The sequence below is a fragment of the Pseudomonas mendocina genome (genome assembly GCA_037482215.1).
Classification (GTDB): domain Bacteria; phylum Pseudomonadota; class Gammaproteobacteria; order Pseudomonadales; family Pseudomonadaceae; genus Aquipseudomonas; species Aquipseudomonas mendocina_E.
This window is the reverse complement of sequence record CP148074.1, coordinates 3,555,019-3,571,328: the sequence shown is the minus strand read 5'-3', so window position 1 is coordinate 3,571,328 and position 16,310 is coordinate 3,555,019. Positions and strand designations below refer to the sequence as shown.

11 protein-coding genes and 1 riboswitch are annotated in these 16,310 nt (G+C 53.6%); of the genes, 7 read left to right on the top strand and 4 right to left on the bottom strand.

The genetic code is table 11. The annotated features are described in order from the left end of the window. Nucleotides 1-610 precede the first annotated feature (610 nt). The gene (locus WG219_16680) at nucleotides 611-1,684 is read right to left on the bottom strand and encodes an AraC family transcriptional regulator (protein WXL24930.1); all 1,074 of its coding nucleotides are present in this window, start codon (nucleotides 1,682-1,684) and stop codon (nucleotides 611-613) included. A 965-nt stretch (nucleotides 1,685-2,649) separates the two neighbouring features. Here WG219_16680 and WG219_16675 point away from each other — a divergent pair. Genes WG219_16675 through adeC form a run of 3 tightly spaced genes read left to right on the top strand, consistent with a single transcriptional unit; the run spans nucleotide 2,650 to nucleotide 8,359 of the window. Next, complete coding sequence (locus WG219_16675) at nucleotides 2,650-3,786, top strand: efflux RND transporter periplasmic adaptor subunit (GenBank protein WXL24929.1); 1,137 nt, start codon at nucleotides 2,650-2,652, stop codon at nucleotides 3,784-3,786. Nucleotides 3,787-3,800: 14 nt separating this feature from the next. After that, nucleotides 3,801-6,938, top strand: coding sequence for an efflux RND transporter permease subunit (locus WG219_16670; GenBank protein ID WXL24928.1), 3,138 nt, complete (start codon nucleotides 3,801-3,803; stop codon nucleotides 6,936-6,938). Further along, nucleotides 6,935-8,359, top strand: coding sequence for an AdeC/AdeK/OprM family multidrug efflux complex outer membrane factor (gene adeC / locus WG219_16665; protein WXL24927.1), 1,425 nt, complete (start codon nucleotides 6,935-6,937; stop codon nucleotides 8,357-8,359). The genes WG219_16670 and adeC overlap by 4 nt, the downstream gene beginning before the upstream one ends. Nucleotides 8,360-8,474: 115 nt before the next feature. On the opposite strand, the gene mntP is transcribed toward adeC, so the two are convergent. Continuing rightward, nucleotides 8,475-9,050 (bottom strand): manganese efflux pump MntP, encoded by a 576-nt coding sequence (gene mntP / locus WG219_16660; GenBank protein ID WXL24926.1) that lies wholly within the window; start codon nucleotides 9,048-9,050, stop codon nucleotides 8,475-8,477. Beyond that, nucleotides 9,051-9,227: riboswitch (yybP-ykoY riboswitch) on the bottom strand. It lies immediately after the preceding gene. Between the two features lie 283 nt (nucleotides 9,228-9,510). Here mntP and WG219_16655 point away from each other — a divergent pair. From WG219_16655 to WG219_16640, 4 genes are all read left to right on the top strand, one after another. Continuing rightward, a complete protein-coding gene (locus tag WG219_16655; GenBank protein ID WXL24925.1) occupies nucleotides 9,511-10,176 on the top strand; it encodes a response regulator in 666 nt (221 codons plus the stop codon). After that, on the top strand, nucleotides 10,173-11,534 hold the full coding sequence (locus WG219_16650; GenBank protein ID WXL24924.1) for an ATP-binding protein: 1,362 nt from the start codon (nucleotides 10,173-10,175) through the stop codon (nucleotides 11,532-11,534). Before WG219_16655 ends, WG219_16650 begins: the two co-directional genes overlap by 4 nt. An 82-nt stretch (nucleotides 11,535-11,616) precedes the next feature. Then, the gene (locus tag WG219_16645; GenBank protein WXL24923.1) at nucleotides 11,617-12,261 is read left to right on the top strand and encodes an MBL fold metallo-hydrolase; all 645 of its coding nucleotides are present in this window, start codon (nucleotides 11,617-11,619) and stop codon (nucleotides 12,259-12,261) included. Between the two features lie 98 nt (nucleotides 12,262-12,359). Then, entirely contained in the window at nucleotides 12,360-13,016 is a 657-nt protein-coding gene (locus WG219_16640) for an OmpA family protein (GenBank protein ID WXL24922.1), read from the top strand. Between the two features lie 79 nt (nucleotides 13,017-13,095). Here the strand turns inward: WG219_16640 and WG219_16635 are convergent, their stop codons facing one another. Both WG219_16635 and pta read right to left on the bottom strand, forming a co-directional pair. Next, nucleotides 13,096-13,998, bottom strand: a complete 903-nt coding sequence (locus tag WG219_16635; protein WXL24921.1) for an acyltransferase — start codon at nucleotides 13,996-13,998, stop codon at nucleotides 13,096-13,098. A 197-nt stretch (nucleotides 13,999-14,195) separates the two neighbouring features. Beyond that, nucleotides 14,196-16,289 carry a phosphate acetyltransferase gene (pta, locus tag WG219_16630; protein ID WXL24920.1) on the bottom strand — a complete coding sequence of 698 codons (2,094 nt, stop codon included), beginning with the start codon at nucleotides 16,287-16,289 and terminating at the stop codon, nucleotides 14,196-14,198. Nucleotides 16,290-16,310: the final 21 nt, after the last annotated feature.

The following is a 16,310-nucleotide window of genomic DNA, read 5'->3' as shown; positions in this document are numbered from 1 at the left end:
CTATGTGAGTGCAGTAGTTGCAGCTTGCCGAGGCAGTCAAAAACCAGTCTTGATCGGCCATTCTCTAGGTGGGTTGTTGGTGCAACAGGCTGCGCAGCATCTTGATGCTAGGGCGTTGGTTCTAGTGAACAGTGCTGCTCCAGGGCAGATTTTTCCGCTTCGCCCCGTCATGTTGCCAGGATTGTTTCGGCACTTTTCGAAATGGGGGTTGTGGAACAGATCATTTCGCCTTTCTGACTGGGAGGCTGACTACCTAATTTTTAATTGTGTCCCACGTGATCAGCGTGCGAATTTTCGTAAGCAGTTGATCGCTGAGTCGGGTCGGGTTGCTTATGCTGTGGGCTATGGGCGGCTCAACTTGGCGGGAACCAATCGGGTAGACAGGTGCCGGATACACTGCCCTATTCTTGCGTTGGCTGGCGGGTCTGACCGGATCATCCCTCCATCAGTGAGTCGACGGACAGCTCGTTGGTACGGCGATCAAATCGAGTATCGGGAGTTCGCTGGACATGGCCACTGGTTGCTAGGAGAGCCTGGCTGGAATGAGCATGCTAAATTCATCAATCAATGGTTATTAGCATTGTAGGTTACCTGCAGAAAGTATATCCCATTAGTTCCTGATAAACTTTTGATCAAGATGCGCCCGCAACCGTTGCCGAGATTTACCTGGGAACAGTTTTGCTCGCCACTGCTTAGGGCTGACGCCGTACCAGCGTTGAAACGCACGTGAAAAGGCGCTCAGTTCAGAGTAACCAAGCATAGCTGCAAGATGGGTGAGGCTTATGGTTGAGTCCGCCAAATACCGCTGCGCCATGGATTTACGAGTTTCGTCCAACAGGATTTGAAACGATGTACCTTCTTCCGCCAGATATCGTTGAAGGGTGCGCGGCGATAAATCCATATATTCAGCAATTTGCTCAATGGTGGTGCGACCATTTGGAAGCAAATTACGAAGAAGCTGACTGACATAGGCGGGCAGTTCCTGAACAGACATCCTGTCCAATGCGTCCAAGTGCTGCTGTATGAGCCTGTGAAGGTTCTCGTCGCCAGCACTCAGTGGAGCTTCAAGCACCTTTGCATCAAATACCCAGGCGTTATAAGGCGCGTTAAATCGTGGTGTTAGCCCTAAAAGGCGATTGTAGGCCTGTGGCTCGCGCAGTGGGGCATGTTGCAAAAGCAGTGCGTCTGGCTTCCAGCGAGAGCCTAGTAAGGTGCGCATCAACTGTGTTGCAGCACCCACCACTAATTCCAGTACCAGCCGGTGGCTGGGGACATCTCTGACTTCAGCAGCATCGTAGTAGAACAGCGCGTGCTCGCCTTCAATTTCAATGCGAACGCGTGAGGCATTAGAGTGCAGATGAAAATAGTGGCTTAGTTCTTTGAGTGCGCCGCCTACTGTATTTGCATTACGAATTAAGTAGACCAGAGGGCCAAGGGAGGCGGCACCTTGGTAGATGCCGTACTGCATGCAAAATAGAGGGTTGCTAGAGCGGCGGACGGCGCTTTCAAGCAATGCAGCATATTTACGGAATGGAATGAAGCTTTCTGGGTGTTCAAGAACGTCATGTGGCAGCTCTGCGTCATTGATCAGATCTTGGGCAAGCAGTCCTTGACCGGCAGAAAACTCTGCCAAACCAAACAGTGAAGATGCACGGATAAAAGCAGTAACTTGACTGATCAGCACGGGATTGCACCTCGCGTAACCTAGGTTGCGTCATATTCTTGACTTGTACTCTCTTTAGAGTTGCGGTGCCTACATGCTTGAACGCATATCTATCATGCCATAGGCGGCGCTGATCTTAGTGGCTTTTGGGTCTTACTATTGAGAGCTACGTCTCCATTGCAGGCCTTAGAGGTGAGATAACTCCTAGTCGGTTAGTGTCGTTTTCAATAAATCATAAGTGTTAGCGTGTCCAAGGGTGGCCATGGGTGTTAGGGCGCTCAAAGTGATAGGTGATCACGGCACTCTTGCTACATGATGTTTGAGAGCAGATTTTGAACCGGGTGGTATTCCTTCTCTCTAAGAAGGCGGGACTGTCAGAAGGCTGCTTTTCCAATAGGCGTATGTGCCAATAGGATGAAAGAAAGCAGTACTTTTATTGTACTAAAGTGCTTATTTTGATCTTTTGAAGTGTAACTACTCTGTAATGCAGATAGGCATCTGACACAGCCTGAATGATTGATATATAGACTAAGTTGTTTGGTTCTTATTCGGCTTGGGAATAAACGGGCATCGGCATGTTCTACCTGTTCTATCGGTTAATGAGTTCTGGTGCTCAGGTATCTGCCTTCAAACTGTCGCTACATTCGTGCCATATGATGTGTTTTAGAACGGTGCTTGCTCCTAACATACTGATTATTTTGATGTTTTTTATTTGTATGTTCCTGGTCTTGGTGCCTTCGTGCAGTTATTTTTTGCCAAGGTCCTGTGACATGGTTTATGGCGGGTATGGATGCACTTCGTGTCATTGTCTTATAACCGTTAAATAACCCTACATTCTGTAGTGCACGGTGTTTTAAGCCTTTTGGTTCGATTTGTTACTAATAATGGTCACAAACATACAGCGATGTAGGTATAATCTTTCTCATCTGCACGACTCATACCTTTTGAGCCCGCTCGGGCATTGATCCATTTGTGAGGTCCCTTAGATGCATTCGAAGCTAACCTTCGCCGCATTGGTTTCCGCCATGACCCTGGCGGTTTTCAGCCTGTCCGGCTGTAAAGAATCCTCTGCACCACCAGCTAAGCCGACCCCGCAAGTTGGTGTTGTGACCCTGAAAGCTGAACCATACACCCTAACCACTGAGCTGCCGGGACGGACCAGTGCCTTCCGTATTGCTGAGGTGCGTCCCCAAGTTAGTGGCATTATCCAGAAGCGCCTTTTTAAGGAAGGCAGCGATGTGAAAGCGGGGCAGCAGCTGTATCAAATCGACCCTGCTACTTATGAGGCTACTTATAAGAGTGCTCAGGCTGCGTTGATCTCCGCCAGTGCCTTGTCTGACCGTTACAAACTGTTGGTTGTGGATAAGGCCGTTAGCAAACAGGCCTTTGATGAGGCTCGAGCTGCAAGCTTGCAGGCTCAGGCTAACCTAGAGCAGGCGCAGATCAACTTGCGCTATACCAAAGTGTTCGCGCCTATTACTGGGCGTATCGGCCGTTCTGTCGTGACCGAGGGTGCGCTGGTTAATAATGGCCAGGCAGATGCCTTGGCGATCATCCAGCAACTAGATCCCATCTATGTGGATGTTACCCAGTCGACCAAAGAGCTGCTGCAGCTGCGCAAGGATTTGGCTGAGGGGCGTTTGGGCTCGGCCGCTGATGGTGCCGCAAAGGTACGCCTGAGACTGGAAGACGGCAGCGTCTTTGCTCAGGAAGGCAAGCTTGAGTTCTCTGATGTGACCGTTGATGAGAGCACGGGCTCTGTCACGCTTCGTGCAGTGTTCCCGAATCCGGATCATCTGCTGTTGCCCGGTATGTTCGTACATGCCGAACTGATTGCTGGTGTTAAACAGCAGGCTATTTTGGCTCCTCAGCAAGGCATCACCCGCAATGCAAAAGGCGAAGCAACAGCTTTGGTGGTTAACGATAAAAATGTCGTTGAAGCGAGAGCTATTGAGGCAGAGCGTACCGCTGGCAACAACTGGCTGGTTATTTCGGGCCTCAATGAAGGGGACCGTCTGATCACCGAGGGCTTGCAGTTCGTGCAGCCTGGTGTCGAAGTTAACGCAACGCCAGCAGGCAATCTCAGCGCCAATCAGGCTGAGTCGCAGACTGAAAAGCGCTGAGTGGGGATTAACTGATGTCTAAGTTTTTTATTGACCGCCCCATTTTTGCCTGGGTAATTGCCCTGGTGATCATGCTGGCAGGTGGCTTGTCGATCCTCAAACTGCCGATTAACCAGTATCCGAGCATTGCGCCGCCAGCAATCAGTATTGCTGTGCGTTATCCCGGCGCATCTGCACAAACTGTGCAGGACACCGTGGTGCAGGTTATTGAGCAGCAAATGAACGGTATCGACGGGCTGCGCTATATCAGCTCATCGAGTAACTCCGACGGTAGCATGGAAATCATTGTTACCTTCGAACCAGAGGTGAACCCGGATATTGCACAGGTTCAGGTGCAGAATAAGCTGCAGCTGGCTACTCCACTGCTGCCACAGGAAGTGCAGCAACAGGGGATTCGGGTTACCAAGTCGGTTAAGAACTTCCTGATGGTAATCGGCCTGGTTTCCAAGGACGGCAGCTTGGATAAGAACGACTTGGCCGACTACATCGTTTCCAATATTCAGGATCCGTTGTCTCGCACCAAGGGTGTTGGCGACTTCCAGGTGTTTGGTTCGCAATACGCCATGCGCATCTGGCTCGACCCACAAAAGTTGAACAACTTTTCCCTGACTCCGGTGGATGTAAGTGCGGCTATTCAGGCGCAGAACGTGCAGGTTTCATCCGGTCAGTTGGGTGGGCTTCCTGCTTTGCCAGGGCAGCAACTCACAGCCACTATTATTGGCAAAACCCGCCTGCAAACACCTGAGGCGTTCCGCAACATCTTGCTCAAAGTTAATCCGGACGGCTCCCAGGTTCGTTTGGGGGATGTCGCTTCTGTCGAGTTGGGGGGCGAAAACTACAGTATTAGCGCGGAGTATAACGGCAAGCCCGCGACGGGAATTGCGGTCAAGCTGGCGACCGGGGCCAATGCCCTGGAAACTGCTAAAGCCGTACGTCAGACCATCGCTGAGTTGGAGCCATTCTTCCCGCCTGGTATGGAAGTGGTATACCCATATGACACCACACCGGTCATTTCTGAGTCGATTAGCGGTGTAGTACACACGCTGTTCGAAGCGATTGTCCTGGTGTTCCTGGTGATGTATCTGTTCTTGCAGAACTTCCGCGCCACCATTATTCCGACCTTGGCTGTTCCTGTAGTTCTGCTGGGGACGTTCGGTATTTTGGCCGCCTTCGGCTTCAGCATTAACACCCTGACCATGTTCGCCATGATCTTGGCCATCGGCCTCCTGGTGGATGATGCCATTGTAGTGGTGGAAAACGTCGAACGGGTGATGAGCGAAGAGGGGCTATCTCCGCTTGAGGCAACGAAAAAGTCCATGGGACAGATTCAGGGTGCACTGGTGGGGATCGGCTTGGTTTTGTCAGCGGTGTTTATTCCGATGGCATTCTTCCCAGGGTCAACGGGGGTTATTTACCAGCAGTTCTCGGTAACGATTGTTTCGGCCATGGCACTTTCTGTACTGGTCGCTCTGATCTTTACTCCGGCGCTTTGTGCAACGTTGCTCAAGCCTATCCCGAAAGGTCAGCACCATGAGAAACGTGGGTTCTTTGGGTGGTTTAACCGCACGTTCCAGAGTGGTGTAGACCGCTATGAAAGTGGTGTTAAAAGTGTCCTGCGCCGCAAGATTCCGTATGTCCTGATGTATCTGGTCATCGTGGGGATTATGGCTTGGATGTTCACCAAGATCCCGACTGCGTTCCTGCCTGATGAAGACCAGGGGGTACTGTTTGCTCAAGTGCAAACGCCAGCGGGCTCGACTGCAGAGCGTACCTATCAAGTTGTCGAGGAGATGCGTGAATACCTGCTGAGTGAGGAATCTGAAACAGTGAATTCTGTGTTCAGTGTCACCGGCTTTAACTTTGCCGGTCGTGGCCAAAGTTCCGCGATGGCCTTTATCGGCCTTAAGCCTTGGGCCCAGCGCGGAAGTGAGGAAACTAACGTTTTCTCCTTGGCTGAGCGTGCACAAAAACGCTTCTTCAGTTATCGCGATGCGATGGTGTTTGCATTTGCTCCGCCAGCGGTGATGGAGCTGGGTAACGCCACGGGTTTCAACTTCTTCATTCAAGATCGTGCTGGCATTGGTAGTGAAGCACTGACGGCAGCCCGTAATCAGTTTTTGGGTATGGCAGCTCAGAGCCCAGTACTGGCGCAGGTGCGTCCAAACGGTCTGAACGATGAGCCTCAGTATCAACTCGTGATTAACGACGAGAAGGCGCGTGCACAGGGTGTTTCGTTGTCTGATATCAACCAAACCCTTTCTGTCGCTTGGGGTAGTGGTTATATCAACGACTTTATTGACCGTGGCCGGGTGAAGAAGGTTTACGTGCAGGGTGTAGCTGAGTCACGTATGAACCCTGAAGACCTGAATAAGTGGTATGTGCGCAACGATCAGGGAAAAATGGTGCCGTTCAGCTCCTTTGTCAGCGGCGAGTGGGTTTACGGTTCTCCTAAGCTGGCTCGTTACAACGGTGTGCCTGCTGCGGAAATTCTGGGTGCTGCTGCTCCAGGCTACAGTACGGGTGAGGCCATGGCTGAGGTTGAGCGTCTTGCTGCGCAGCTGCCGCCGGGCGTTGGCATCGCTTGGACGGGCCTGTCCTACGAAGAGCGTATGGCGGGTGATCAGGCCATGGCTTTGTATGTCCTGTCATTGCTAGTGGTCTTCCTCTGCCTTGCGGCGCTTTATGAGAGTTGGTCAATTCCGTTCTCGGTACTGCTGGTCGTACCGCTGGGTGTGATCGGTGCTTTGTTGGCCACCTATGGTCGCGGTTTGTCCAACGACGTTTACTTCCAGATTGGCCTGTTGACGACCATCGGCCTGTCAGCGCGTAACGCGATTCTGATTGTTGAGTTCGCTAAGTCGCTGCATGAGCAGGGCATGAGCCTGATTGATGCGGCAGCAGAAGCCTGCCGTATGCGTCTGCGGCCGATTGTGATGACCTCGCTGGCCTTCATTCTCGGAGTAGTACCGCTGGCGATCTCTGTCGGTGCAGGTTCGGGCAGCAAGCACGCCATTGGTACAGGTGTAATCGGTGGCATGCTCAGCGCACTCGTGCTTGCGATCTTCTGGGTGCCGCTGTTCTATGTGTTGGTTTGCTCAATCTTTGAGAAGAAGCCGTCAGCCGATGACAGCAACAAGGAGGTTAACCAGTGAAAGCGTCTCTATTGTCTTTGGCTGTGGCAGTGAGCCTGCTCAGTGGTTGCAGCCTGATTCCAGATTATGAGCGTCCTGCTACACCTGTGGCTCAGGCTTGGCCTGCTGGGCCGGCTGCTCAGGCTGCGGCTGGCAGCGATGCCGCTGAGGTACTGGAGTGGAACAGCTTCTTCCGTGATCCAGCCTTGCGCCAGTTGCTGCAAGTGGCCTTGGATAACAACCGCGATCTGCGAGTTGCTGCGTTGAATGTGGATGCATACCGTGCGCTGTACCGTATTCAGCGTTCTGAGTTGTTTCCAAGTGTTGGTATCAATGGCAGTGGCACGCGTCAGCGTACGCCGGGTGATATCAACCAGACCGGTGAGGCTCAGATTAGCGGTCAGTATGGCGTTACTGCGGGCATTAGCGCGTGGGAGCTGGACTTCTTCGGGCGGCTGCGCAGCCTTAATGAGCAAGCCCTGCAGCAGTACTTTGTAACCGAGCAGGCAGCGCGCAGTGCGCAGATTAGCCTGATTGCGAGTGTAGCCACTGCGTATCTGCAATGGCAGGCCGACCAGTCGCTGTTACAGGTCACTCAAGACACGCTTAAAACCTTTGAAGACAGCTATGCCCTGACTCAGCGGAGTTTTGATGTGGGCGTGGCCGATGCCATGGCCTTGAGTCAGGCGCGTACCGCTGTGGACAGCGCGCGGGTCAGTCTCACCCAGTATCAGCGCTTAGTTGAATTGGATCGCAACGCTCTTGTGCAGCTGATTGGTAGCGAGCTGCCGTCTGACCTGCCTAAAGGGCTGTCACTGGATGCGGAATTATTGAGTTCTGTACCGGCAGGTTTGCCGTCAGATCTGCTGCAACGTCGCCCGGATGTGCTGTCTGCGGAGTTCCAGCTTAAGGCCGCTAACGCCAATATTGGTGCGGCCCGGGCTGCGTTCTTCCCCAGCATCACGCTGACTGCCAATGCAGGTACAACCAGTAGCGAGCTGTCTGGACTGTTTGACGCCGGTTCTGGATCGTGGTTGTTCCAGCCACAAATCAACTTGCCGATCTTCAACGCAGGTCGTCTGCGCGCGAATCTGGAATACGCCAAGCTGCAAGAGCAAATTCAGGTGGCGCAATACGAGAAGTCCGTGCAAGTGGCCTTTCGGGAAGTGGCTGATAGTCTTGCCTCACGCACCATCTATGAGCAGCAGTTGAATGCTCAGCGTGAGTTGCTTAAGTCCAGTGAGACTTACTACAACCTTGCTGACCGTCGTTACCAAGCGGGTGTAGACAGCTACCTGACGCTGCTTGATGCGCAGCGCCAGTTGTTTAACGCACGTCAGACACTGGTGACCAGTCGCCTTGCGCAGCTCTCCAGTGAAGTGGATCTGTATAAGGCCCTTGGGGGCGGTTGGAGCGAGAAGGATCAGGCCCCGCAAGGCTGACGCGTCCGAGAAGAGCCTTAAGTTTTTAGCGCGTTTCTCAGAAAACAACCGATACCAGTGTGCTGGTATCGGTTTTTTTGTGCCTGCTGTCTTGCTGTAAGGGCTTGAGTTGGCTTTATGCTGCGGCGTAAAGCAGATGTTCCAACATGATCGCCGCACCAATGCCGATCAGTACCAAGCCGCCAATAATCTCAGCGCGCTTGCCAACAACGTCACCCAAAATACGGCCAAGCATGATGCCAATGGTGACCATTGTTGTCGTCGCGATCCCGATTGCGGCGGCGGCAAGCCAGATATTCACGTCAACAAAGGCCAGACTGATCCCTACTGCCAGAGCGTCAATGCTCGTTGCTACCGCAGTCAGGGCCAGCAGCCAGAAGGAGTGTTGATCCGGTTTCTGTGTGTGCTTGGTGTTTTCCCCCGACAGCCCGTTGCAAATCATGTGCACGCCTAGACCAAGCAAGAGGATAAAGGCGATCCAATGATCCCACTGTTCGACGTAAGCACTGGCAGCTTGGCCCAGTAGCCATCCTATGATCGGAGTAATGGCTTCGATCACACCAAAGATGATGCCGGTGCGTAAGGCAATCACGATATTGGGTTTATTCAGGGCTGAGCCTTTGCCGATTGCAGCAGCGAAGGCATCAGTGGACATCGCCAGAGCGACAAGAATTAACGACAGTGGACTCATATGCGCATACCAGTCGGGCATCAGACAACGACAACCCTCTGCGTGCCCGACTCTAGGCGCAGAGATGTCGTTGGTCTCGCCACTCCGTCCGGATGCCTTGGCCACGGCGATTTGCCGAGAATGTTGACCAAGGCGCCTTCAATGAATGAAGGCAGGCTACTCCCCAAAGAGAGCGTGCATGCTAGCAGTGAAGAAAATCCCTGTTGTGAAAAAAGCGTTAACAGATGGGACTTACCTTTACCGTTTGTCCGGATACAACGTGCAACATTGCTCTAGCTTTGAGGGGAATATGCAAGCTGTTGACTCCAACGTTGGAGTAGGCAGTGGCCCGGCCATCTGGCCATAAGCGCTGATGTGCGAACCTTAATAAAGTCTTAATGCCTAATACCTGGCAACACATGGAAACGCGCATGCGAGTGTTGTGAAAAGACTCGTGAACTGCACACAAGGAGGTTGCAGAGTGCGTGCGTTATTAGTTGAGGATGACAAGACGTTAGGTGAGGGCATTAGGGTGGCACTGCGTAGCGAGTGTTACACCCTGGGCTGGTTTACATCCGGGATGGATGCTGAGCACGCTTTACGTTCTGAACAATTCGACCTGATACTGCTTGATTTGGGCTTGCCAAGGCTCGGCGGTCTGGAGCTGCTGAGCAACATTAGGCAGCAGGTAGACACAAATGTCCCCGTATTGGTGCTGACTGCGCAGGATGAGGTCAGTGACCGCATACAGGCACTGGATGCTGGTGCGGATGACTATCTAATTAAACCTTTCGACATTGACGAGCTCAAGGCGCGTATTCGTGCCTTGTTAAGGCGTAGTCAGGGGCGCGCGCGTCCATTACTGGAACACGCTGGCATCAGCCTAGAATTAGCCTGTCAGGAGGTGCGCTACCACGGCCAAGTGGTCTCGATGACGTCTATGGAGTTCCGTCTGTTGTACCACCTGTTGGCTAGGCCTGGCGTCGTTGTAACCCGCGAGCGTCTGTGCAATACCCTTTACGGTTGGAAGGAGGTCGCTCAAGGCAACACGCTAGAGGTTTTGATACATAACCTGCGTAAAAAGCTCTATAGCAGCCTGATTCGCACTGTACGTGGAGTGGGTTATCTGGTGGAGCGCAGTTCATGAGCTCTATCAGGGCCCGCATTCTGATACCGACGCTTGCCTTGGTTGTTGCAGGCGGGCTGTTGGTGGCTGGTTTGACCCTGTGGGGGAGCCAGCAGCGAATTGGCAGTGTCTACGATGCACAGCTGATTCAGGGCGCTCGATTGCTACAGGGTATGCTGCCATTGCAGGATCAGGAGGGGTTCGATTGGCAACTTTTCTCCTCTGAGTTGGACGCAGCGCTGAATTACGCAGAAAAAGGCCTGGCCAGACACCCGTATGAAGTCCATTTGGAGTTTCAGATATGGGCCGATGACGGTCGCTTACTGGTTAGCTCAGCTGAAGCGCCGCAATTGGATATACCTCTTGAGTCAGGCATACAAAGCTTTATCTTAGATACTCAGGAGTGGCGTGGCGCGCTGCTTGAAGCCAGTACTCTGGGGCAGAGGGTCTGGGTTGGGGAGCGTTATGACCTGAGGGGCAGCCTGATTAGCAGAATGTTGCAGCAGGCCTTTCTGCCGACAATGATCGGTTTGCCAGTTCTGGTGATTATTCTTAGTCTGATTCTCAGTTGGGGGCTAAAACCACTGCGTGAGTTTGCCTATCAGTTGCGCTCCCGCCCAGTTAACAGCTTGCATCCACTTATGTCAGAGATGCTTCCATCAGAGCTCGAGCCTATGCGTTTAGCGCTAAATCGGCAGATGGAAATACTTCAAGGTTTGCTCGAGCGCGAGCGGCGCTTCATCACCAATGCAGCTCATGAGTTGCGAACCCCCTTGGCAATACTAGAGATTCACGCACGAAATGCTCGAGATGCGGGCTGCCAAGAGGAGCGTGAGGCTGCTTTAGAACACATACAACATGGGCTGGCTCGGACCACACGAATCACCAGCCAGTTGTTGACCATTGCTCGTCTAGAGCCTCGTGATCACATTAGTGAGTTGGTTAATTTGACCGCTCTGGTGCGTGAGGAGTTGGCCGAACTGGCGCCGCTGGCTCTTAAGCGCAACATTGAGTTGGTCTTAGAAAATTGCAGTGATATTCACCTGAATGGGGATCCCACTGCGTTAGTGGTCATGCTGCAAAATCTGGTGGGCAACGCGTTAGCCTTTGCTCCGGACAACAGCGAAGTGTGTGTTCGGCTCAGTCAATCCAGTTATGGCTCCGTCTTGTTGGAGGTGCTCGATCAAGGCCCGGGCGTGCCCGAAGACAATCTGGAAAAACTGGGTGAGCGCTTTTATAGCAGTGGTAACCCAGTTGGAGCGGGTTTAGGGCTCTCAATCGTTGAAATGATCTGTCGAAAAATGAAAGGGCACATCCAGCTTTCTAACAGGCGCGAAGGTGGCTTTAGTGCTGGAGTTTGGCTACCAGGACAAGATTAATACACCGTTAACAATGAGGCGCGTGAAGTGCCCGCACTGTGCCAAAATTGTTTATTAAGTCTTGATGGTAATGAGAGTCATGATGACGGCCGCCGAATCCTCCTTAATCCGCGAAACGTTTCCCGTAGGTCCGTTGCAGTGCAACTGCACCATTATTGGTGATCCGATTACCAAGAAAGCCATTGTGGTTGATCCCGGTGGCAATCCCGATTTGATAATGGCCAGGCTCGATGCGCATGGGCTGAAGGTGGTGAGCATTATTCATACTCACGCGCATCTGGATCATTTTCTGGCGTCCGGTCAGATGAAAGAGAAGACAGGCGCCACTTTGCACCTGCATAAGGATGATCAGTTCCTCTGGGAAAATCTGGAAATGCAGTGCCGCATGTTTGGAGTGCCCTATACCCCCGTTCCTGCACCTGATCAGTGGTTGGCCGATGACGAAGAGCTGGCATGCGGTTGTGGTGTGGCGTTGCACACGCCTGGTCATACGCCGGGTTCTATGAGTTTTTGGTTTCCCCAGGCCAAGCTGCTGATTGCCGGCGACACCTTGTTCAAGCGCAGTATTGGTCGGACCGATTTGTGGGGGGGCGATTACGCAACTATCGAGCGCTCTATTAAGAAGCGACTGTATACCCTCGATGAGGATGCAACCGTTGTAACAGGTCACGGCAGCGATACGCGTTTGGGCGACGAAATGCGGGATAATCCCTTCGTTCGAGCCTAAGCTTTATTAGGACTTTGTACAGGGTACGTTAGGGAACTTCGTGTGTGCTTTTTACTCTCAGCATGCGCGAACCCGGGTTGCTTATTAAGGAAACATCCATGAAATTGTTGAAGAATCTGGCCGTTACAGTTGTCGGTGTAAGCATTCTTGCAGGTTGTACTACTAATCCGTACACGGGTGAGAGTGAGGCGAGTAAAGCGGGAATGTATGGTGGTGCCGGAGCGGTTGCCGGTGCGCTGATTGGTGCCGCTACCTCCAGCAAGAAAGATCGCGGTAAAGGCGCTCTGATTGGTGCCGCTGTTGGTGGCGCGGCTGCTGGTGGTTATGGCTACTATGTCGACACTCAAGAAGCCAAGCTGCGTCAGACACTGCAAGGTACCGGGGTTCAGGTTCAGCGTATAGGCGATGACCTTAAACTGATCATGCCAGGCAACATTACTTTCGCCAGCAGCTCTGCGGATATCTCCGGCAGCTTCTACCCAACACTGAATTCGCTGGTGCAGGTGTTTAAAGAGTTCAACAAAAACGGTGTGAACATCGTTGGTCACACTGACAGTACGGGTTCACAGCAGCTCAATCAGGATCTGTCTAACCGACGTGCTCAGAGTGTCGCCGCTTATCTGACCGCTAATGGTGTGGATGCTTCGCGCATTTCGGCCTACGGTGCAGGTTCAAGCCAGCCGATCGCCACTAATGATACTCAGGCAGGTCGTGCGCAGAACCGTCGTGTCGAGATCAACCTGCGTCCGCTGTAATATGTGGTCCAATAAAAAACGCGCTACCGGTGACGGAGCGCGTTTTTTATTGGGCGAAGCAAAAGCCTGTGATGAGGCATCAGTTCTGGGTGTTGTGCTTCATGCGCTCCAGTTGGGCGTCTTTGTCTTGCCATAGTTGATTGACCCATTGCTGGAACTGCACGCGATAGGCATCGTCCTGGTCGTAGTTGCGGCCTATAAAAGCCTGCGGAATTGGCATCTCCTCAAAATTAACCACCACTTTGTTAACCCGTCCGCATAGCAAGTCCCAGAACCCAGGGTTACCTTGCGGGTAGTAAATGGTCACGTTGACCAAACTGTGCAGGTGCTCACCCATTGCATCCAGTACAAAGGCGATACCACCGGCTTTGGGCTTGAGCAGGTGCTTGAACGGTGATTGCTGTTGCGCGTGCTTGGCCGGAGTCAGGCGGGTACCCTCAAGGAAGTTGAAAACCGCAACGGGGTTGGTTTTGTAGCGCTCGCAGGCTTTGCGGGTGGTGGCTAAATCTTGACCGCGTTTTTCCGGATGCTTGGCCAGGTATTCTTTGCTGAAGCGTTTCATGAAGGGGAACTCCAGCGCCCACCAGCACAGGCCAATGACGGGCACCCAGATTAGCTCCTGTTTAAGGAAAAACTTGAGCAATGGCAGGCGCCGGTTGAGTAGGTATTGCAGGGCCAGAATATCCACCCAACTCTGGTGGTTGCTGGTTACAAGGTAGGAGTGGTTTTTATCAAAGCCTTGCAGGCCGCTGACTTCCCATTTTGTCTTACCGACCAAGTCCATCCAGAACTTGTTCACGCTGATCCAAAATTCAGCAATGCCATGCATGACGAAGCGCAACAGGCGTTGTACTGCGGGAATTGGGATAAGCAGTTTTAATAGTGCGACTGCGAAAAGCGGCCAGCAGCAGATCAAGGTGTTCAGGGCGAGCATCAGGCTGGCGATTAGACCTCGCAGCGGGGCAGGCAGAAAGTGCAGCATGGGAACGGTGTTTCCGGTAATTGAGGGCGTATGCCACTGAAAAGGCTCTTGGGCGAGCAAGATGCGCGCACTGATGCCGTGAACAGGGTAACGATTGTGCACTGAACTGCAAGTATTGATTTGTATGCTGAATTAAAGATTTTCGCGTTATTTCAAATCAAATAAGCATCAAGGCCGCCTTTCGGCGGCCATGATATTCAGCGAGAAAGACTGGCCGCCTGAATGGCTGTAAGGGCAATGGTGAACACGATGTCATCCACCAGGGCGCCGCGGGACAAGTCGTTGACCGGCTTGCGCAGGCCTTGCAGCATCGGCCCCACACTGACGCAATCAGCGCTGCGTTGCACGGCTTTGTAAGTGGTGTTGCCGGTATTCAGGTCTGGGAAAATGAATACCGTAGCGCGTCCGGCAACCTGGCTGTTTGGCGCTTTTTGCCGTCCGACGCTTTCGATGGCTGCCGCGTCGTACTGCAGTGGGCCATCCAGCAGCAACTGCGGGGCGCTGGCTTGGGCAAGGCGGGTGGCCTCACGGACTTTCTCGACTTCCTCTCCGCTGCCTGAGCTGCCGGTGGAGTAGCTGATCATCGCAACGCGCGGGTTAATTCCAAAGGCCTCGGCTGAGGCTGCGCTTTGCAGCGCGATTTCCGCCAGCTCCGGCGCGGAAGGGTCTGGGTTTACAGCGCAGTCGCCATAAACCAGAACCTGATCCGGCAGCAGCATGAAGAATACCGAGGACACCAAGTTGTAGCCTGGTGCTGTCTTGATCAGTTGCAGGGCCGGGCGGATCGTATTGGCGGTGGTGTTGATGGCGCCGGATACCAGGCCATCTACTTCATCCAGCGCGAGCATCATGGTGCCCAGTACAACGCTGTCTTCCAGTTGCGCAGCGGCGACAGGAGCTGTCAGACCCTTGTTTTTGCGCAGTTCAACCATCGGCTCGACGTAGCGTCCGCGGATTAGCTCTGGATCAAGAATCTCCAGCCCTTCCGGCAGCGTGATGCCGTGGCTGCGGGCAACCGCCTGGACATCTTCCGGCTTGGCCAGCAAAACACAGCGGGCGATGCCCCGTGCTGTACAGATGGCTGCGGCTTGCACAGTGCGCGGCTCGCTGCCTTCTGGCAGGACAATACGTTTGTTGGCCGCTTTGGCGCGCTGCACCAGTTGATAGCGGAAAGCGGGCGGAGACAGCTGCAGTTCCCGAGGCGTACCGCAGCGAGCCAGCAACCAGTCTTGATCTAAGTGGCTGGCAACAAAGTCGGCGACGCGCTCGGCACGATCTTTATCATCAACCGGAATCTCTTTGTTCAGCCGGTTCAGGTTGGTGGCCGTATCGTAGGAGCCCGTGCTTACGGTCATGACGGGCAGGCCACTGTTCAGAGCGCCCTGACAGAGTTCGAGAATGCGTGGATCTGGGGCGAAGTCACTGCACAGCAGCAGGCCCGCCAGCGGTGTGCCATTCATGGCGGCCAGACTGGCGGCGAGGATGATGTCGTCGCGATCACCTGGCGTCACCACGAGCGTACCGGGCTTAAGCAGCTGTACGGTGTTCGCCACTGCTCGAGCGCACAGGACAATATTCATCACCCGGCGCTGCTCATAATCGCCAGCATTGAGTACACGTGCGCCGAGCAGATCCGCGATATCGCGGGTGCGGGCGGCGTTGAGGTCATCGCGCCATGGGATGCAACCAAGCAGACGGAAGTCGTCGGTCTTCAGCAGGGGGGAGTGCTCGGTTAACTGTTCGGCAAAGGCCTCAAGGCCTTTATCACTGCGTACTTTGTTAAGAATGACGCCAAGGACTTTGGGGTCTTTGGGGCCGCCAAACATCTGTGCCTGAATCTCGATACGGTCAGACAGTTCGTTGATGCTCTCCTGCTCCGGCGACGACACCAGAATCACCTCGGCATCCAGGCTCTTGGCTAGGTGGAAGTTGACCCGGGCGGCATAACTGGCCTGGCGGGTCGGCACCATGCCTTCAACGATAACCACGTCTTTGTCGGCAGCGGCTTGCTGATAGAGGCTGATGATTTCTTCCAGCAGCTCGTCCAGCTCGCCGTCTCCCAGCATGTGCTCGACTTGAGACAGCGGCAGAGGTTTGGGGGAGTTCAACCCATGTGTGCGGGCAATCAGTTCACTGGAGCGCTCAGGCCCTTGGTCACCCGGATGAGGCTGGGCGATTGGCTTGAAAAAACCCACCTTGAGGCCCGCGCGCTCAAGCGCGCCAACCAGACCCAGGCTGATGGATGTCAGGCCGACACCGAAACCGGTGGGGGCGATAAAAAAGGTGTGCATAGGTGCTCCGATATTACAGGC